Below are 18,354 nucleotides of genomic sequence, written 5' to 3' on the forward strand. Positions count from 1 at the left end.
TCAAACAGTCTTTATCCATCTTGCCAGCCGGCTTGCCGCTTCCTCGAGCTGGTCGAGGCGGCGGTGGAAGCACAGCCGCAGGAACGCCTCGCCACCGGGGCCAAAGGCGGTGCCGGGCGCCAGGCCGACATTGGCCTTGTCGACAATGTCGAAGGCAGCGCTGCGTGAATCCGTGATGCCGTCGACGGTGAAGAACAGATAAAAGGCGCCTTGCGGCACGGTGAAGCGCGCCTTGCCGGTTTCGCCGAGAATGCCGCAGACCAGGTCACGGGCCTTCCTCGCTCGCTCCACCTGTTCGGCGACGAAGCCATCGCCTTCGTCGAGCGCCGCGACCGCGCCGCGCTGCATGAACTGGGCGACGCCCGAGTTCGAATACTGGATCAGGTTCTCGAACACCTGCTGCAGGCTAGGATGCGTCTTGATCCAGCCGACGCGCCAGCCGGTCATCGCCCAGTTCTTGGAAAAACTGTTGACGAACAGGATACGGTCTTCCGCCTCCGCGATGTCGAGGAAGGATGGCGCGCGGCCATGACCATAGTGGAACAGCGAATAGATCTCGTCGGCGATGATCCACAGACCCTTGGCACGGGCGAGATCGAGGATCGCCCGCAAGGTCTCATGATCGGCGGTCCAGCCGGTCGGATTGGACGGCGTGTTGATGAACAACGCCTTCGTGCGCGGCGTGACCACCGCAGCGATCTTCTCGACGTCGCATGACCAGCCATTTCCGGAATGGTCGAGCGTGACCGGCACCGGCACGGCACCCGCTATCGCGGCGGCGGCGTCGAAATTCGGCCAGGCGGGCGACAGGTAGATCACTTCGTCGCCGGCTCCCGCAAGCGCATCGAGCGCCAGCTGGATGGCATGCATGCCTGAGCCGGTGACGATGAATTGCTCCTCGGGGAAGGTCTTGGCGAAATGCCTGGAATAGTAGCGGGCAAGCGCCTGCCTGAGATCAGGGAGGCCCCTCTGCCAGGTGTAGAACGTCTCGCCGCCGGCCAGCGCCTTCGACGCGGCATCGGTGATGAAGGACGGCGTCGGCAGGTCGCCCTCGCCGGCCCAGAGCGGGATCAGGCCTTCGCGCAGCCTGCCGTAGTTGACGACGGCGACGATACCGCTTTCAGGTGCGGCCAGGGCCTCGGGGCGCAGGGTCTGGATCAGGGTCATCGGTGGGTCCGTTGTCTCGGGCGTTCGTAAGCGCTGCTTACCAGATACGAAAACAGAAAACCCCGGCCGCGAACGACCGGGGTTTTGGTCCAGAAGAACCCTATCCGTCTATCGCCTGGCCAGCAGATCGCGGATTTCGGTCAAAAGCTGTACATCGGCCGGCGGAGGAGCTGCCGCTGCGGCGGGCTTTTCCTTCTCCAGTCGCCTGCGCATGTTGTTCACGGCTTTGACCATCAGAAAGATGACAAAGGCTATGATCAAAAAGTTCAGCGCCACGGTGATGAAGCTGCCGTAGGCGAAGACCGCACCTTGCTTGCGCGCATCTTCCAGGTTGGTAGCGGTCACGTTGTGCGAGAGGCCAATGAAGTAGTTGTTAAAATCGACCCCTCCGAGAGCGCCGATAAAAGGCATGATGACGTCGTCGACCAGCGAAGTGACGATCTTGCCGAAGGCAGCGCCGATGATGACGCCGACGGCCAAGTCCATCACATTGCCCTTGGAAATGAACTCCTGGAATTCTTTCAGCATTCGACCCTCCTTATGACCGGCCGTGCTGCCGCTCCCACCTTCCCGGCATCGACCCAAATCAAACATAACAAAAACCGGAAGTTGCAACACGGGCAAAAAGAGAAAACAGCCGGTTTCTTCTTACCTCGGGCAGCCGCCGGAAATCATCGCCCGCATGCGCCGAAAGCCGCGATGGACTTGGCGCCCAAGCTGTGATTGCGTCTGACCCGGCCAGGTTAAAATCGGCACAGGGAGGATCTTGCCGGCGTGCAGGGCTTGTTCATCGTCATCATTGCTATCGCCTATGTGACGCTGCTGTTCGCCATCGCCAGCCTGGGCGACCGCCGCTCGGCGATTTCGGGGCCCGGCCGGGCACGGCCTTTCATCTATGCGCTCAGTCTTGCCATTTACTGCACGTCCTGGACCTTCTTCGGCTCGGTCGGCCTTTCCTCCGAACGCGGCCTCGAATTCCTCGGCATCTATACAGGTCCGGTGCTGGTGTTTGTGTTCGGCTTTCCGCTGCTCAACCGCATCGTGCGGCTGGCCAAGACCGAGAAGATCACCTCGGTCGCCGACTTCCTCGGCGCGCGTTACGGCAAGAGTTTCACCGTGGCCGCGATCGCCACGCTGATCGCCACGATCGGCGCCGTGCCCTATATCGCGCTGCAATTGAAGGCGATCTCCGGCTCGGTCAGCCTGATGGTCGAGCACTATACGGGCTCGCCGCCCTCGTTCGATCCGTTCGTCAGCGACATCTCGCTGGTCGTCGCCATGCTGCTTGCGCTGTTTTCGGTCCTGTTCGGCACGCGCCATGCCGACGCCACCGAGCACCAGGACGGGCTGGTGCTGGCGGTCGCGGTCGAGACCGTGGTCAAGCTCGCCGCCTTCCTGGCCATCGGCCTGATGGTCACCTTCCTGATCTTCGGCGGGCCGGGCGACATGTTCGACCGGCTGGCCGAGAATGGCCAGGTGCGGCAGGCAATGGGCTATTCGACGTCGCTCGCCACCTGGCTGGTGCTGACGTGTCTCAGCGGCTTCGCCATCATCCTTTTGCCGCGGCAGTTCTACGTCACCATCGTCGAGAACCGCAGCGAGGCCGAACTGCGCACGGCGACTTGGGTGTTCCCGCTCTACCTCGTGGCGATCAACCTGTTCGTGCTGCCGATCGCCTTTGCCGGCCTGACGCTGGTCGGCACAAGAACGAGCAGCGACCTTTATGTGCTGTCGCTGCCGCTGTTCAGCGGCCATGATTTCCTGGCCATGGCCGCCTTCATCGGCGGCCTGTCGGCGGCAACCGCAATGGTCATCGTCGAGAGCGTGGCGCTGTCGATCATGATCTCGAACGACCTGGTCATCCCGTTGTTCGTGCGCCGGCTGTTGCGCACGACCACCTCCGAGAACGAGGATTGGTCGACGCTCATCCTCAATGTACGGAGGGCGTCGATCTTCATCCTTCTGTTCATTGCCTTTCTCTACTATCGCGAGAGCACCAACAGCGCCCGGCTGTCCTCGATCGGCCTGATGTCCTTCGCGGCGATCGCGCAGTTCGCGCCGGCCCTGATCGGCGGATTGATCTGGCGCGGCGCCAACGGCCGGGGCGCGGCGCTCGGCATGGTCGCCGGCATCCTGGTCTGGGGCTACACGCTGCTGGTGCCGTCGCTCGTCGCGCCCGATACCGGCATCATCGTGCATGGGCTGTTCGGCTTCGAGGCGTTGCGGCCGCAGGCCCTGTTCGGCACCGTCGCCGAACCGCTGAACCACGGCGTGCTGTGGAGCCTGTCGGTCAACGCGCTGTTCTTCGTCTTCGGATCTCTGTCGCGCGCGTCGGTGCCGCTGGAGCGCATCCAGGCGTCGATCTTCGTGCCGCGCGAAGCCGGCCCGATGCCGAGCCTGCGCCGTTTCCGCACCGCCATCACCGTCAACGACCTCAAGGACACGATCGCACGCTATCTCGGTGTCGAGCGCACCGAGCGGTCCTTTCAATCCTTCGAGAAGAGCAACGGCACCTCGCTGCACGGCAACGAGCAGGCCAGCATGGACGTCATCCGCTTTTCCGAGCAGCTGTTGGCCAGCGCCGTCGGCTCCTCCTCGGCGCGGCTGATCCTGTCGCTGCTGTTCAGACGCCACGACCGCGAATCCCGCGACGCCTTCCGCCTGCTCGACGACGCCACGGAAGCGCTGCAGCACAACCGCGACCTGCTGCAGATCGCGCTCGACCAGATGGAGCAAGGCATCACCGTCTTCGACCGCGACTTCCGGCTGATCTGCTGGAACCGCCAGTACCGGGCGCTGTTCGACCTGCCCGACGAGATGGGCCAGGTCGGCGTTTCGCTCGACCAGATCCTTCGCCATCTCGCCGAGCGCGGCGACATTCCTGGCGACCAGCGCGTGACGATGCTCAACCGGCTGACCAGCTTCGTCAGCCCCTGGCAGATGGAACTGAAGACCAGCGGCCGCATCCTGGAACTGCGCTCCAACCCGATGCCCGACGGCGGCATCGTCGCCACCTATGCCGACATCTCCGGCCGCGTCGAGCAGGACCTGGCGTTGAAGCGCGCCAATGAATCGCTGGAGCAGCGCGTCAAGACCCGCACCATCGAACTGACCAGGGTCAACGAGGAATTGACCCGGGTCAACGAGGAGCTGGCACAGGCCCAGATGCTCGCCGAAGAGGCCAATCTCGGCAAGACACGCTTCCTTGCCGCCGCCGGTCACGACATCCTGCAACCCTTGAATGCTGCCCGGCTCTATTGCTCCTCGCTGATCGAGAGGGCCGGCAAGGGGCCGGCCGGCAAGGCGGCCATCAACATCGAATCCTCGCTGGAATCGGTGGAGACCATTCTGGGCGCCGTGCTCGACATTTCGCGCCTCGATGCCGGCGCCATGAAGCCTGATGACACCGCCTTCAGCCTTGATGGCCTGCTGCGCCAGATCGGCAATGATTTTCGGCCACTGGCCGCGGAGAAGAAGCTTGGCCTGACGATCATGCCGTCGTCGCTGACGGTGACGACGGACCGCAACCTGTTGCGTCGCCTGATCCAGAATCTTGTTTCCAACGCCATCAAATACACCCGCCGGGGCCGCATCCTTGTCGGTGTGCGGCGGCGTGGCGACTTGGCGGAGATCCAGGTCATCGACACCGGCATCGGCATTGCCGGCGACAAGCTGAACACCGTCTTCCATGAGTTCACCCGGCTCGACGAAGGTGCGCGCGAAGCCGAAGGTCTTGGCCTCGGCCTCTCCATTGTCGACCGCATCGCCCGAGTGCTCAGGCTCGAAATCCGCATCTTCTCCAATCCGGGCAAGGGCACGCGCTTTTCCGTCATCCTGCCGGTGGCGGCCGCGCAGGAGCCGCGACACGAGGTCGAGACCAGGGCGCCGGCCCGCGCGGCGGCTTCGCTGTCGGGGCTGCATGTGCTGTGCATCGACAACGACATCCGCATCCTCGATGGCATGCGGCTGCTGCTCGAAGGCTGGGGCTGCAATGTCGCCACGGCGACCGGCTCGGGGGATCTGGACGGGGCCGCGATCCACCGTCCGGACATCGTGCTTGCCGACTACCATCTCGACCGCGAAACCGGTCTCGACATCATCATCAGGCTGCGCGCGACCCACGGTGACGACCTGCCGGCCGTGCTGGTCACGGCCGACCGCTCCAACGAGGTGCGAGCAGCGGCGGCAGGCCTCGACATCCCGATGATCAACAAGCCGCTGAAGCCGGCGGTCCTGCGTTCTATGATGGCCAGGTTCAGGCCGATGGTGCGGGCGGCGGAGTGATGTCGAGGCACCCAGGCCCATCACCTGTCTCAGCGAGAATAGCCGCGAGCACCAGGCGCCTGGCCTTCAGCCCGCCGGCTGCAGCGGGTCGCTGCCGATCTTGGACAGCAGGATCACCGCCTGGGTGCGGCTGTCGACGCCGAGCTTCTGCAATATGGCCGAGACATGTGCCTTGATCGTCGCTTCGGAGACGCCGAGTTCATAAGCGATCTGCTTGTTGAGCAGGCCCTCGGCCAGCATGCCGAGCACGCGGGTCTGCTGCGGGGTCAACGCCTGCAGCCGCTTGATCAGGTCCGATATTTCGGGATCGCGTTCGACGCCGAGATCGACGCCGACAGGTGCCGCGATATCGCCGGCAAGCACCGACTGCACGGCGCCGCGGATTTCTTCCATGCTGGCCGACTTCGAGATGAAACCGGAGGCGCCGAGATCGAGAGCGCGCCGGATGGTCGCCGGATCGTCATGCGCCGACACCACGACCAGCGGCACCGCCGGATGGATGCCACGCAACGAGATCAGGCCGGAGAGGCCGCTGGCGCCAGGCATCGACAGGTCCAGCAGCACGAGATCGACATCTTCATTGGCCACGACCAGCGCCTTGGCGCTTTCGAAATCGCCGGCCTCGTGGATGGCGGTGACATTGCCGATCCCCGCAAGCGCCTCGCGCAGGGCGCCGCGAAACAGCGGGTGGTCGTCGGCGATGACGAAGGTATAGCCTGACGGCAAGATGTCCCTCCCCGAATCCCGATTTACTGCTTTTTGCGGGATCAGTCGGACGATTATGAGGGGCCGCGCGCTGTTTTCAAGCGGCAAAGCCAGCGCGCCGCGTTTTCCCTCGTCACTAGCGCTCAGGTCTTCTGCGAGTTGGGCTGGGCGCCGCCGCTGTCCTTGTCCATATCCTTGACGATGCCCATGAAGCTCTTCAGGAAGCGCTCCATATAGCTCATCGTCTTGTTGAAATCCTCCTCGCTCGGCAGTGTCGATTCGAGGCGGGCGGAGAGCGAATTCTCCAGCCTGGTGACACGCTCGTCCATCGCCTTCATCGAGGTCTGCAAGCGATCGACCTCGTCCTGGTAGGCGGCGCGTTCATCGGCCGCCATCTTGCAGACGAGCTGGCCCGAATGCTCCTCGCAGATCGACATCGCGCCGGTCTGCGTATCCATGCGGACATAGCCGTTATCAGACTTTTCCAGCCGGTAGCGGTCGGCTTCTTCCGAATAAGCTGAGGCCGCGACCAGTGAAACGAGCGCGGCGGGGATCAAGATGTGCTGCAGACGCATGTTGTCCTCCATGGCCAAAGCCTGAAATATCGCATGTTTGCGCCGGAAATGGGGAAGACCCTTGGCGTGGCCTTCCCCGCGCGACTGGTTCGGATTATAGCGCAACCATGTCACAGATTATCTACAAGATAAGTCCGCAAGCGCCTTGGCGCGAGGCCGAAGCCAATGGCCACTTTACCGGCGCGCCAATCGACGTCGCCGACGGCTTCATCCATTTTTCGACGGCCGAGCAGGTCGAGGAAACCGCGGCCAAGCATTTTTCCGGCCAGACCGACCTTCTGCTGGTCGCCATCGACGGAACCGGCCTGGGCGATGCGCTGAAATACGAAGTCTCGCGCGGCGGCGCGCTGTTTCCGCATCTCTACGGCGTGCTCGACCTGAAGTCGGTGCTGTGGGTCAAGCCGCTGCCGCTCGGTGCCGACGGCACTCACCAGTTCCCGGCCCTGGAGGGGTAATGAGCGTGCTCGACCGGATCGGCCAGAAGCTGCTGTTCACCTTCGATCCGGAAACCGCGCACGGCCTGTCGATCGCGGCGCTACGCTGCGGCCTGCCGGTCGGCGCGCGGACGGTTCGCGATACAAGGCTGAAGGTCAGCCTTTGCGGTCTCGATTTCCCCAATCCGCTTGGCATGGCGGCTGGCTACGACAAGAACGCCGAGGTGCCCGATGCGCTGCTTGGCCTCGGCTTCGGCTTCGCCGAGGTTGGCACCATCACGCCCCTGCCGCAATCCGGCAATCCGAAGCCGCGCATCTTTCGGCTGACATCGGATGAAGCCGTCATCAACCGGCTGGGCTTCAACAATGAGGGCCATGCCGCCGCTGAAAAACGCCTTGCGGCGCGCAAGGGGCGCACCGGCATAGTCGGCGTCAACATCGGCGCCAACAAGGACAGCACCGACCGCGTCGGCGACTATGAGCGCGGCGTCGCCCGCTTCGCGCCCCACGCCAGCTATCTCACCGTCAACATTTCCTCACCCAACACGCCGGGCCTGCGCACCATGCAGGCGCGCGAACAGCTTGGTGAGCTCCTGTCGCGCGTCATGGCCGCGCGTGCGGCGGCAATCGCGCAGCCGCCGATCTTTCTCAAGATCGCGCCGGATCTGGTCGAGGCCGAGATGGAGGATATCGCCGCCGAAGTCATGGAAAAACGGATCGATGGCATCATCGTTTCCAACACCACCATTTCCCGCCCGGCGCTGCGTAGCGGTGACGTCGCGCGGGAGACGGGCGGGCTTTCGGGAAAGCCGCTGTTCGAGCGCTCGACCATCGTGCTGGCCAAGATGCGCAAGCTGCTCGGGCCGGAAATGGCCATCATCGGCGTCGGCGGCGTCAACTCGGTCGAAACCGCACTGGAAAAGATCCGTGCCGGCGCCGATCTCGTCCAGCTCTACACCGGCATGATCTATGCCGGACCAGCGCTACCGGGCCGGATCGTCGCCGGAATGGCACGCTTTGCCGAAACAGAGAACCTCAGGTCGATGCGCGAGTTGCGCGACAGCCACCTCGACCAGTGGGCGTCGAAGCCGCTCAGCTGAACGCCGTTCGCACCCTGACCCGCAGAATCGTCAGCAGGCTCAATCCCCGCACGAGCAGGAAGACGTGCAAGGCCGCCCACAGGCCGTGATTGCCGAAGGCGGGCGCAAGCGTGATCAGCGCGGCGGCAAAGACGAGGAACGACAAGAGCATCATGTTGCGCATGTCGCGCGACCATGTCGCGCCGATGAAGACACCATCCATCTGGAAGGCAAGCACGCCACTCAGCGCGGTGAACGCTGCCCAAGGCAGGTAGGCATCGGCTACTGCGCGGACATCCTGCGACGTCGTGACGACAGCGACCAGATTAGCGCCGGCCAGCAACAGCACCAATGTCGCGCCACCGGCCAAGCCGAAGCCCCAAAACAGGGTCAGGCGGACCGCCTGCCGGAAGGGTTGCGCCGCACGCGCGCCAACGGCGCGGCCGGCGAGCTGTTCGGCGGCCGTGGCGAAACCGTCGAGGAAATAACCGGCGACGAGGAAGAAATTCATCAGCACCGCGTTGGCGGCGAGCGTCACTGTTCCGAACTGTGCGCCCTGGCGGGTGAACAGCGCGAAGGCGGCAAGCAGCGAGAACGAGCGGATCATGATGTCGCGGTTGAGCGACAGCATGCGCAGGAAGGCGCCCATGTCGAGCAGGCGGTGGCGAGGCAAGGGCGGGCTGGATCGGAACCGGCGCACCACGATCGCGAGACCAAGCAGCATGGCGAGGAATTCGCCGGTGACGGTCGCCCAGGCGACACCGGAAACGCCCCAGCCAAGTTCAAGGCCGAGCAGGAAGCAGAGCGCGATGTTGATTCCGTTGAGCACCAGTTGCAGGACAAGCCCGAGCCCGCCCTCGCCACGCCCCAGGACATAGCCAAGGATGGCGTAGTTGATCAGCGAGAACGGGGCGGCGAGCAGCCTGATCCTGACATAAACGCCCATCGCCTCGCTGACGCGTGGTCCGGCATCCATGAACCACTGGCCGCCAACGGCGATGAGCGGCGAAAGCGCTGCCAGCATGGCGCCGGCAACGACCGCGATCAGCACGGCGCGCCAGAACACCGCCTGTTCCTCGAGAGCGTCACCACGCCCGAAAGCCTGGGCGACGAGGCCGGTGGTGCCCGAGCGCAGAAAGTTGAAGCTGGTGAAGACGACGTCGAAAGCCAATGCGCCGGCCGCCAGGCCGCCAAGCAAGGCGGCATCACCGAACTGGCCGACAACAGCCGTATCGACCAGGCCAAGCAGCGGCGTCGTCAGATAGGCGAGCGTCATCGGCACGGCGATGGCAAGCACCGAGCGGTTGGTGACGGAAAAGGCTCTGGCGTCGGTTGGGATGGCACCCTTGTCCAAAGATTGCTGCCTTGCTGATTGCGACTTGATCGGGGAACCGATGTGCCTCATTTTCCGGCCACCACGCAATCGCCCGTCCGCGACGGCCAACCGAAATCCCGCTCTGGCGCGAAGCCATCCGACCCAGTTCATGCTCCTGCAGATCGTCCATCACCCCGACTACGACGCCGGCTTCGCCACCAACCATCGCTTTCCGATGAGCAAATATCCGCTGCTGATGAAGGCCTTGCGCGCACGCGGACTGGCCGGACCCGGCGCGCTCAACACAGCTGAACCCGCGCCGGCGCCGTGGCTGAAGCTTGCCCATGCGGCCGCCTATGTCGACCAGGTCCTCTTGTGTTCCGTGCCGGAAAAAATCGAACGCGAGATCGGCTTTCCGGTCGGCCCGCGCGTTTCGCTGCGCGCGCAGCTTGCCACCGGCGGCACTGTGCTGGCAGCCCGGCTTGCCTTGCGCCACGGCATTGCCTGCAACACCGCCGGCGGCAGCCATCACGCGCGGCGCGCGCAAGGCGCCGGCTTCTGCACCTTCAACGATGTCGCCGTCGCCTCGCTGGTGCTGCTCGCGGAGGGTGCGGCGCAGAAGGTCCTGGTGGTCGACCTCGACGTGCATCAGGGCGACGGCACGGCCGATATTCTGGGCGATGAGCCACGCGTGTTCACCTTTTCCATGCATGGCGAGCGCAACTACCCCGCACGCAAGATCGCCTCGGACGTCGACGTCGCGCTGCCCGACGGCACGGGCGACGCGGCCTATGTCGAAAGGCTTGATACCATCCTGCCGGAGCTCTCCAGCCGTGCGCATTGGGACATCGTCTTCTACAATGCCGGCGTCGACGTCCATGCCGGGGACCGGCTCGGCAGGCTGGCGCTTTCCGACAACGGCCTGCGCGCCCGCGACGAGATGGTCGTCGGCCATTTTCGGGCGCTCGGCATTCCTGTCTGCGGTGTCATCGGCGGCGGCTATTCCACCGATGTGCCGGCACTTGCCGCGCGTCACGCCATCCTGTTCGAGGTGGCGTCGGGCTATGCCTGAAGGTCACTTCCGGTAGTTGGCGATCCTGAGCAGGATGAAGGCCGGCACGACGATCGCGGCACCGAGCAGGATGTAGCCGAGGAAGCGGTCGATGGCGTGGAAGCCGAGATTCCAGAGATCGATGAAGAACTTCTGGATGCCGTAGAATACATCCATCGGCGACCAGCCGAAGGCGTTCATGACCAGGCCGACGAGAAAGGATACCACCAGCAGCTTCAGGATAACCCTGAGCGGCGAGTCGCCGAGAAAGCGCGTCAGTGCGGACAAGGCCGTCTCCCGATTGAGATGCCCGGACTCGTGGGCACGGCCCAGAGATACGTGCTTGACGGCCATCCATCAAGCCGGTGCGGTCTGTACGGGGAAACTGATAAGCCGCAGCCAGATGTTGAGCGCCATCGAAAGCCCGGATCGCTCAAGCGCCTGACAGAGCGGCTTCCGAAAGCCCGCAATTCTTAAGTTCGGGTAAACAATTTCATTTTAATTTATTGAAAATAAAGCACAAAACCGTCATTTTCCGGTTTTGCGCAATGTGCGTGCAATTTTCACTTGCGAGATACCAGGCGTCTTTCAGGTGACGGACCGCGCGGCGCTCTGCCCCTACCACCGCCGGTGAAAGCCGGTCCCCAGAACCGCGCGACCATCCCTGAAAGACACCCATCGGAGCTGACCGCCTCAACGGTCAGGCTCCTCGGCAATTAACCAGCGTATCGGGTGCGGATGCGCGTTTGTGTTGGAGTAATGCAGTGTCCCCTCAAGCAAAGATCGTCCTGACGGCGAGTGCCCTCGCCCTGTGTCTTCTCGGGCCGGCGATGGCCGCCGACCTCTCACCTGCCTACAATGATCCCCCTGCCTTCCAGTGGAGCGGCGCCTATGTCGGCGTCCATGGCGGCACGGCGTTCACGGGGATGCCGAACCCGTTCGCCGGTCGAAACGGGTTCAGCGGCGGCGTCCAGGCCGGCTACAACCAGCAGATGGGCCCGGCGGTTCTCGGCGCCGAGATCGAAGGTTCCTATCTGGGCGGCGCCGAACACGATGTCCGGGGCGGCAAGATCAAGGAGAAATGGCGCGGCGCGGCCAAGGCGAAGGCCGGTGTGAGCTTCGACCAGACGTTGCTGTTCGGAACCGGCGGCGTGGCCATGACCAGGTTCGACAAGGGCGACGGCGTGAGGAGCAGCGACGGATGGAAGGTCGGTTACCTCGTCGGCGCCGGCATCGAGCAGGGTTTCGCCGGCGGCCTCTCGGCCAAGGTCGAGTACGACTATGTCCGCACCCCCGGCGTGGAAACGACATCGGCCCTAGGCAGATCCAAGGAGACGATCGGCAGCCATGAGTTGAAAGCCGGCATCAACTACCGGTTCTAGAAACAGCAAGTGGGCCGACCCCGATCGCGCGATGGCCGCAACGGCATCGCGCGATCTTGTCGTCGATGCATCGATGCCCGGACGCGGACGTTCCCTCGAGGAAAGAGCAATCCATGCTTGTCGCAATGTCGATGTAATCTTCGCAATCTAGGTCCCCTGCGTGAATTTTCACCATGGGAATCAGCAATGTCCACGCATCGCTCCGGCCGACGGACGTCCAAGCTATCGTTGCTATCGTTCATTGCGAACGCACTCGCATTGGCGGGTTGCGCCTCCGACATCATGAAGAATTATGTCGGACAACCGGTCGAATCGGTCGTTCTGGATTACGGTCCGCCGACGGCGATCGTAGACCTCGGTCAGGGAGAGCGCGCCTATCAGTGGCGCCAGGTCTCGACGTCAGCGGTTTCCGGGACATCGAGTGGCGAAGTCCGCCACACAAAACACGGAACCGTCTATGAAGAGACCGAAACGCCCGGCTATATCGAGCGTCAGGAATGCTTCTACACATTTTACGCCCGCGCTTCCGGCGGCCGCTGGTTCATCACCAATTTCCGCCGGCCAAAGCTGGAATGCGAATGAACCGCCGAACCGCAAATCCTGCGGCAGTGGGTGAAGGAGAACGCCAATGCGCGTCCTGCTGATCGAGGACGAACCGGAAATGGCCTCCGTGCTGAAGACCGCCCTGGAGCGTCTGGACATCATCGTCGACCATGCCGCGACCTTGGCCGACGCCGAGGCGGTGGCTCGTCTGGGCCATCACGACGCCGTGGTGCTGGACCGCCGGCTGCCGGATGGCGACGGCCTCAGTCTGATCCCGCGCCTGCGCGCCCTGCATCTGGATGCGCCGGTGATCGCGCTGACGGCGATGAGCGGGCTGGACGACCGGGTCGCCGGGCTCGATGCCGGCGCCGACGACTACATGGTCAAGCCTTTCGCCACGGTGGAACTCGTCGCGCGGCTCCACGCCCTGCATCGCCGCTCGTTCACCTCACGCGCCAACCAGACAATGGTCGGGCGCCTCACCTATGATTTCCGCCATCGCGAGGCGCTGGTCGAGGATCAGGCGCTCGATTTGCCGCGACGTGAAAGGCTGGTGCTTGAAACGCTCATCCGCCGGCCGGGCCGGACGATCATGCGCAGCGCTCTCGAGGAAGCCGTCTACGCCCTGGACGACGAGATCGGCTCGAATGCGCTCGACGCACATGTCTCGCGGCTGCGCCGCAAGCTCGACGATGTCGCCGCCGGCATCGAGATACGAGCGATCCGCAATCTTGGCTATCTCCTGCGGGCAGCCTCGTGAAGAAGCTGCGCGCGCGCTCGCTGCAATGGATCCTGGTCCGCCGGCTGATTCTGCTCCAGGCGGCGACGCTGCTCCTCTTCATCGTTTTGTGCGCGGCAGCCCTCTGGATCGCCAATCCGAGGCTGCTCATCGACAACGAGGCTGCTGTCGCGGCCGTCAAGGATGCCGTCGACCGCGACAAGGATGGCAGGCTGATTGTCCGTGAAACGCAAGACCTCGCCGCGTTTCGCCAGAGCTTCCCCAATGTCTGGTACATCGTTCGCGACGGTAGCGGGCAAAGCGTCCGTTCCGGCACGATACCGGATGTCTACGCCAAGGACCTTGGTGGCCTGCTCGGCCAAGCAGACCACGCCACGATCGGATTCTCCGACAAGGACACGCGGCCGGAAGCCTATATCGAAAACGCTTCGACCAAAGCCGGCGCGGTACAGATCATCGCCGCGACGCAGTCGTCGCGCCAGGAGACCGACGGGCTCGAGATCAACATTTCGGCGACGGTGGAGGTCGCCCGGTATCCGGACGGCAGCAGGAACTGGGAGCGCGCCCTGCCGGCGCTTGCGCTCGTCATCGCGATCCTGTTGCTGCCCATCGTCCTCGTCATGGGCGCCACCACGCTGGTGACGACGCCGGCCGTGGGCCGGCGCTCCTTTGCCGGCCTTGTCGAAACCGTCCGCCAGGCTGCCCGCATCGATATCGGTACCCGCGCGATGCAGTTGCCGGTCAAGCACGTGCCGCAGGAAATCGCGCCGCTGGTGCATGCCTTCAACGAGGCTTTGGCCCGCCTCGCGCAGGGATACGACCGGCACAACCGTTTCCTCACCGACGCGGCGCACGAATTGCGCACGCCGATCGCCATCCTACGCACACGCGCCGAGTTGCTGCGACAGGAGCCGCAAAGCGTGCGGCGGCTGCATGATATCGAGCGCCTGTCGCATCTTGCCCAGCAACTGCTCGACCATCAACTGCTCGACCGTCCATCCGACCAGCGCGAGATCGTCGATCTCGACGATCTGGTCAGCCGGGTGGCGGCCGACTTCGCGCCACTCGCCATCGAGGCCGGCTACGACCTTGCCTTCGAGCCTTCTACCGACAAGACACGCGTCGAAGTCAACGTGCTGCAGATCGAGCGGGCACTCGCCAACCTCATGCGCAACGCCATCGAGCATGGCGGCGGCGGCGGTACCATCACGATTGCGATCGACAGGACGGGCGGCATCGAAGTGCGCGACGAAGGCCCGGGCATTCCTGAGGAAGAGCGAGAGAATGTCTTCGAGCCCTTCTATCGCCTGCAGCCGCAGTCGCGCGGGGCCGGCTTGGGCCTGAACCTCGCCCGGCAGATCGCGCTGCGGCACGAGGGAACGATCAGGATCCTGGCGGGCTCATGGCGCGGTGCCCGCATCCGCATGGAACTGCCGGTTCGTTCGTGACCCGGGCCGTTGAAGGCGCCAAACGCATGGCGGCCGGCCAGCCAGCGGCCGCGCCGATCGCTGATTTATCTGTTTTCTAACCAATTGCCGCTATTGCCATTTCCAAAGCGGGAGCCAGGCTTTGGTGGGAACGGGAAAAATCGACGCGCACCGCGCACCCATGTTGTCGGTCGTCGTGCCTTGCTACAATGAACGCGACGGCGTGGCGGAGCTTCACCGACGCGTCAGCGCGGTATGCCTCGAGCAAAGCCTCTCCTACGAGGTCGTGCTCGTCATCGATGGGGCGACCGACGGCACCCGCGAGGCCATTTTCGAACTGGCCGAAAAGGACGACCATGTGGTCGCCATCGATCTTGCACGCAACTACGGCCACCAGATCGCCTTGAGCGCGGGGCTGGAATTCTGCCGCGGCCAGCGCATTCTCATTCTCGACGCCGATCTCCAGGATCCGCCCGAACTGCTGGGCGCGATGATGGCCAGGATGGATGAAGGCTTCGACGTCGTCTACGGCCAAAGGGTGAAACGGGACGGCGAAAGCTGGTTCAAGCTGGCCTCCGCCTCGATGTTCTACCGTCTGCTCGGCAGGATGGTCGATGTCGAGATCGCGCCGGACTCCGGAGATTTCCGGTTGATGAGCCGCCGTGCGCTGGACCATCTGATCGCGATGCCCGAACGCTACAGGTTCATTCGCGGCATGGTGAGTTGGATCGGGCTGAGGCAGGTCGCCTTCCCTTATGAACGGCACCGGCGCTTTGCCGGCACAACCCATTACCCGCTGAAGAAGATGGTTCTTCTGGCGGTCGACGCAATGACCAGCTTTTCGATCGTGCCTTTGCGCTTTGCCTCGCTGCTGGGGATGATGTCCGGCCTGCTCGGTCTGCTCGTACTTGGCTATACGCTGTTGGAATGGTCTGTCGGCAATGTGCTGCCCGGCTGGACGAGCCTTGCCGCGATCATGCTCATCCTGGGCAGCGTCCAGCTTCTGGTGCTCGGCATCTTCGGCGAGTATCTCGGCCGCATGTACATGGAGACGAAGCGGCGGCCGCTCTATTTCGTCAACGAGATCGTTTCGCGTGGCCAGTCGGCCAAGGACAGCGATCTCCCGGTCCATCGCCTGCAGGAGATGGCAAAGAGGGCGGCCCGTGCTTGAGGCCGAATTCGACCAGCTTGCGCGCGAGTACCAAGAGCAGCATGCCGCGAGCATAAGGCTCAGTGGTGAGTCGCCGGACTTCTTCGCGAAATACAAGGTCGACGACGTCGCGGCGACACTGGGACGGGCCGGCGTGAAGCCCAGGCGCATACTCGACTTCGGTGCCGGCGTCGGCAATTCGCTCGGCTATATGCGCGCAGCGTTCCCCGATAGCGAGATCGTCCTGCTCGATCCTTCGCGGGAATCGCTCGACATCGCCAGCGAACGTTTCCCTGGTCAGGCCGCGTTCGCGCATTTCGACGGCCAGACCATCCCCTTCGCCGACGGTAGCTTCGACCTTGCTTTCGCGGCTTGTGTTTTCCATCACATCCCCGGGAACCTTCAGATCGGACTGTTCGCGGAGATCGGCAGGGTGCTGGCCAATGGCGGCAGTTTCTTTGTCTTCGAGCACAATCCGTGGAATCCGCTCACCACCCACGCGGTAAGGAACTGCGCCTTCGACGAGAACGCGGTCCTGATAAGCTCGCCGCAGATGGGCAGGCGAATGGCCGCGGCGGGCCTTTCCGGCACTCGGATCGTCTATCGGATTTTCTTTCCCAGACTGCTTGCAAAGCTGCGGCCGCTTGAGCGTTTCCTGACCAAGATACCTGTTGGAGCCCAATATTTTGCGCATGTGGTCAAGCCGCTCGTTTGACTGTCCGAGGATGCTGCCATCTGGCGCCGTCGGCCTGTTGAACACGACGCTGGGATGCGCGGTCATTCCAGCGAGGTTGGCGCTCTCGCCGAAAACCCGTTTGTCCATCTGGCGGGAAACCGGCTCTTCGCTGCCGTTTTTCATCCCGGCTAGGCCCGTTTCGTTCGTCGGTGGCGCGGATGCCCCCGATCGGTCGACAAGAATAGAGGCGAAATGGCCTGGAGCGCGACATGAACCAGGTTGAGGCAATCGTTCCGACCACGTCGCGGCTCGAGGATGCGCAGCGCATCAAGCTGGTATTCTGCCTGTTCGCAGCCTCCATCATAGCTGCTGGATTGGCCCCATTCGCGGGCTCGACCCTCAAGGACCCCGACAGCTGGTGGCAAGTGAAAGTCGGGCTGGATTTCCTGGCAAACCGGACATTTCCAACGGTCGATCCCTATTCCTACACTTTTGCCGGGCATCCGTGGATCGCAAAGGAATGGCTGGGGCAGGTCTTTCTGAGCGTTGCCTATAGTATCGGCGGATGGAATGGCGTCGCCGCGCTGATCATCGCCGCGATAGGGCTGACAGTCTTCGTGACGGCATGGTTCCTCAGCGCGTGGCTGAGGCCGATAGTGGCGGTAGCGCTGACATTCATCCTGGCCTTCCTGATCGCCCCTATCTATACGGCGCGTCCCCACGTCTTCACCTTGCCGATCATCGTCATCTGGACGGCGGTGTTGTTTCGTGCATCGGCAGAGGAGCGGGCTCCGCCCTGGTGGCTCCTCGCGCTGGTTGTGCTCTGGGCCAACCTCCACGCTACCTTCACCTTGAGCTTCGTCATCACCGCCTTCGCCGGTCTCGATCTCCTGGCGCGCATCGGCCTGTCGAAACCCGCTCTCTTGGCGAAGTGGGTGGCGTTTGGCCTGCTCTGTCCGCTGGTCTGCCTCATCCATCCCTATGGTGTGCAAGCCATCCTGGCCACGCTCACCGTTGCCCATGGCAATGAGGCGGTGCCGCTGATCCTGGAGTGGCGGCCGTTCAATGCCCCGGAACAGGACATGCAGGAAGCCGCGATACTGGTGGCGCTTTTCGGGCTTATGACGTCAAGGTTGCGGATCGGCTGGGCCAAGGCGTTGTTCATCGTCTTCACCTTGCATGTCTACCTGTCGCATCAGCGCTTCGTCTATCTGTTCTTCCTGCTTGTTCCGCTGGTGGTTGCGGTCGAAGTCGCGCGCCAGTACCCCGCCCTGTCAGCCAGCGTCTGGCTGAACGAAAAGCGTGACGGACTGGAAAAATTCTTCGCCGGCCAATTCCATCTGCTCTGCGGCGCGACGGCGGTGTTGCTGGTTGGCGCGGCGCTTGCACTCAACAACGCCTACCAGGTCGCGCCGAGCCCGAAGACGTCGGCCAGCGGTGCCCTTGCATTCGCCAGGGATCACCACCTGTCCGGCAATGTCTTGAATTCCTACAATTTCGGCGGCACGCTGGTTTTCCATGGCATCAAGACCTACGTCGACGGCAGGACGGACCAGCTGTTTCTCGACGGTTTTATGAAAGCCGACGACGCAACAGGGCAAACCGGCGGAAAACCGCTGCTCGAGGCCCAGTTGAAGAAATACGCCATCGGCTGGGCACTGCTTACGGCCGATGACACCCGCATCCCCTTCTTCAATGAACTGGGCTGGAAGCGGGCCTATGCCGACGACTATGCCGTGATCTACCTGCCCGGCGCCTGATTCACCCGATCCCGCAAAACCGGCGTGGCCAGCGTTCGAAGGCCTGGCATTCACATCCGGGCCAAAA

17 protein-coding genes are annotated in these 18,354 nt (G+C 63.5%); 11 read left to right on the forward strand and 6 right to left on the reverse strand.

Annotated elements, in window-relative coordinates:
• Together LB543_RS03235 and mscL are read right to left on the reverse strand one after the other, a co-directional pair.
• Positions 1-1,167 (reverse strand): pyridoxal phosphate-dependent aminotransferase, encoded by a 1,167-nt coding sequence (locus LB543_RS03235; protein WP_224613035.1) that lies wholly within the window; start codon positions 1,165-1,167, stop codon positions 1-3.
• Between the two features lie 108 nt (positions 1,168-1,275).
• The gene (mscL, locus tag LB543_RS03240) at positions 1,276-1,695 is read right to left on the reverse strand and encodes a large conductance mechanosensitive channel protein MscL (protein ID WP_140765131.1); all 420 of its coding nucleotides are present in this window, start codon (positions 1,693-1,695) and stop codon (positions 1,276-1,278) included.
• Between the two features lie 246 nt (positions 1,696-1,941).
• Between mscL and LB543_RS03245 the strand changes: the two genes are divergently transcribed.
• Complete coding sequence (locus LB543_RS03245; protein WP_224613036.1) at positions 1,942-5,451, forward strand: NahK/ErcS family hybrid sensor histidine kinase/response regulator; 3,510 nt, start codon at positions 1,942-1,944, stop codon at positions 5,449-5,451.
• Between the two features lie 66 nt (positions 5,452-5,517).
• On the opposite strand, the gene LB543_RS03250 is transcribed toward LB543_RS03245, so the two are convergent.
• Together LB543_RS03250 and LB543_RS03255 are read right to left on the reverse strand one after the other, a co-directional pair.
• Entirely contained in the window at positions 5,518-6,177 is a 660-nt protein-coding gene (locus LB543_RS03250) for a response regulator transcription factor (RefSeq protein WP_027145680.1), read from the reverse strand.
• Positions 6,178-6,299: 122 nt separating this feature from the next.
• Positions 6,300-6,731, reverse strand: a complete 432-nt coding sequence (locus LB543_RS03255) for a hypothetical protein (RefSeq protein ID WP_140765119.1) — start codon at positions 6,729-6,731, stop codon at positions 6,300-6,302.
• Between the two features lie 107 nt (positions 6,732-6,838).
• Here LB543_RS03255 and LB543_RS03260 point away from each other — a divergent pair, with 107 nt between their 5' ends.
• Both LB543_RS03260 and LB543_RS03265 read left to right on the forward strand, forming a co-directional pair.
• The gene (locus LB543_RS03260) at positions 6,839-7,186 is read left to right on the forward strand and encodes a DUF952 domain-containing protein (RefSeq protein WP_224613037.1); all 348 of its coding nucleotides are present in this window, start codon (positions 6,839-6,841) and stop codon (positions 7,184-7,186) included.
• Positions 7,186-8,265, forward strand: a complete 1,080-nt coding sequence (locus LB543_RS03265; RefSeq protein ID WP_224613038.1) for a quinone-dependent dihydroorotate dehydrogenase — start codon at positions 7,186-7,188, stop codon at positions 8,263-8,265. Before LB543_RS03260 ends, LB543_RS03265 begins: the two co-directional genes overlap by 1 nt.
• On the opposite strand, the gene LB543_RS03270 is transcribed toward LB543_RS03265, so the two are convergent.
• Complete coding sequence (locus tag LB543_RS03270) at positions 8,258-9,598, reverse strand: MATE family efflux transporter (RefSeq protein ID WP_224613039.1); 1,341 nt, start codon at positions 9,596-9,598, stop codon at positions 8,258-8,260. The two genes, LB543_RS03265 and LB543_RS03270, sit on opposite strands and share 8 nt — an antisense overlap.
• Positions 9,599-9,728: 130 nt before the next feature.
• On the opposite strand from LB543_RS03270, the gene LB543_RS03275 reads away from it, so the two are divergent.
• The gene (locus LB543_RS03275; protein WP_224613040.1) at positions 9,729-10,631 is read left to right on the forward strand and encodes a histone deacetylase; all 903 of its coding nucleotides are present in this window, start codon (positions 9,729-9,731) and stop codon (positions 10,629-10,631) included.
• Positions 10,632-10,634: 3 nt separating this feature from the next.
• Here the strand turns inward: LB543_RS03275 and LB543_RS03280 are convergent, their stop codons facing one another.
• Positions 10,635-10,898 (reverse strand): DUF6460 domain-containing protein, encoded by a 264-nt coding sequence (locus LB543_RS03280; RefSeq protein WP_027047739.1) that lies wholly within the window; start codon positions 10,896-10,898, stop codon positions 10,635-10,637.
• A 476-nt stretch (positions 10,899-11,374) separates the two neighbouring features.
• On the opposite strand from LB543_RS03280, the gene LB543_RS03285 reads away from it, so the two are divergent.
• The 7 genes from LB543_RS03285 (at position 11,375) to LB543_RS03315 (ending at position 18,287) form a co-directional block, all read left to right on the forward strand.
• Positions 11,375-11,992 (forward strand): outer membrane protein, encoded by a 618-nt coding sequence (locus tag LB543_RS03285; RefSeq protein WP_224613041.1) that lies wholly within the window; start codon positions 11,375-11,377, stop codon positions 11,990-11,992.
• A 186-nt stretch (positions 11,993-12,178) separates the two neighbouring features.
• Positions 12,179-12,574 carry a hypothetical protein gene (locus LB543_RS03290; protein WP_224613042.1) on the forward strand — a complete coding sequence of 132 codons (396 nt, stop codon included), beginning with the start codon at positions 12,179-12,181 and terminating at the stop codon, positions 12,572-12,574.
• Between the two features lie 46 nt (positions 12,575-12,620).
• Entirely contained in the window at positions 12,621-13,295 is a 675-nt protein-coding gene (locus tag LB543_RS03295; protein ID WP_224613043.1) for a response regulator transcription factor, read from the forward strand.
• On the forward strand, positions 13,292-14,722 hold the full coding sequence (locus LB543_RS03300; RefSeq protein ID WP_224613044.1) for an ATP-binding protein: 1,431 nt from the start codon (positions 13,292-13,294) through the stop codon (positions 14,720-14,722). Before LB543_RS03295 ends, LB543_RS03300 begins: the two co-directional genes overlap by 4 nt.
• 124 nt (positions 14,723-14,846) lie before the next feature.
• The gene (locus tag LB543_RS03305; protein ID WP_210241194.1) at positions 14,847-15,872 is read left to right on the forward strand and encodes a glycosyltransferase family 2 protein; all 1,026 of its coding nucleotides are present in this window, start codon (positions 14,847-14,849) and stop codon (positions 15,870-15,872) included.
• Positions 15,865-16,566 (forward strand): class I SAM-dependent methyltransferase, encoded by a 702-nt coding sequence (locus LB543_RS03310; RefSeq protein ID WP_140765097.1) that lies wholly within the window; start codon positions 15,865-15,867, stop codon positions 16,564-16,566. Before LB543_RS03305 ends, LB543_RS03310 begins: the two co-directional genes overlap by 8 nt.
• 230 nt (positions 16,567-16,796) lie before the next feature.
• The gene (locus tag LB543_RS03315; RefSeq protein WP_224613045.1) at positions 16,797-18,287 is read left to right on the forward strand and encodes a hypothetical protein; all 1,491 of its coding nucleotides are present in this window, start codon (positions 16,797-16,799) and stop codon (positions 18,285-18,287) included.
• Positions 18,288-18,354: the final 67 nt, after the last annotated feature.

Source organism: Mesorhizobium sp. ESP7-2, assembly GCF_020164715.1.
Classification (GTDB): Bacteria; Pseudomonadota; Alphaproteobacteria; order Rhizobiales; family Rhizobiaceae; genus Mesorhizobium.

What these genes read in the sequence shown, in the direction of transcription:
- LB543_RS03275 (WP_224613040.1), top strand. Translation starts at nt 9,729, where the DNA reads ATGCTCCTGCAGATCGTCCATCACCCCGACTACGACGCCGGCTTCGCC.
- LB543_RS03295 (WP_224613043.1), top strand. Translation starts at nt 12,621, where the DNA reads ATGCGCGTCCTGCTGATCGAGGACGAACCGGAAATGGCCTCCGTGCTG.
- LB543_RS03260 (WP_224613037.1), top strand. Translation starts at nt 6,839, where the DNA reads ATGTCACAGATTATCTACAAGATAAGTCCGCAAGCGCCTTGGCGCGAG.
- LB543_RS03255 (WP_140765119.1), bottom strand. Translation starts at nt 6,731, where the DNA reads ATGCGTCTGCAGCACATCTTGATCCCCGCCGCGCTCGTTTCACTGGTC.
- LB543_RS03235 (WP_224613035.1), bottom strand. Translation starts at nt 1,167, where the DNA reads ATGACCCTGATCCAGACCCTGCGCCCCGAGGCCCTGGCCGCACCTGAA.
- LB543_RS03265 (WP_224613038.1), top strand. Translation starts at nt 7,186, where the DNA reads ATGAGCGTGCTCGACCGGATCGGCCAGAAGCTGCTGTTCACCTTCGAT.
- LB543_RS03290 (WP_224613042.1), top strand. Translation starts at nt 12,179, where the DNA reads ATGTCCACGCATCGCTCCGGCCGACGGACGTCCAAGCTATCGTTGCTA.
- LB543_RS03315 (WP_224613045.1), top strand. Translation starts at nt 16,797, where the DNA reads ATGAACCAGGTTGAGGCAATCGTTCCGACCACGTCGCGGCTCGAGGAT.
- mscL (WP_140765131.1), bottom strand. Translation starts at nt 1,695, where the DNA reads ATGCTGAAAGAATTCCAGGAGTTCATTTCCAAGGGCAATGTGATGGAC.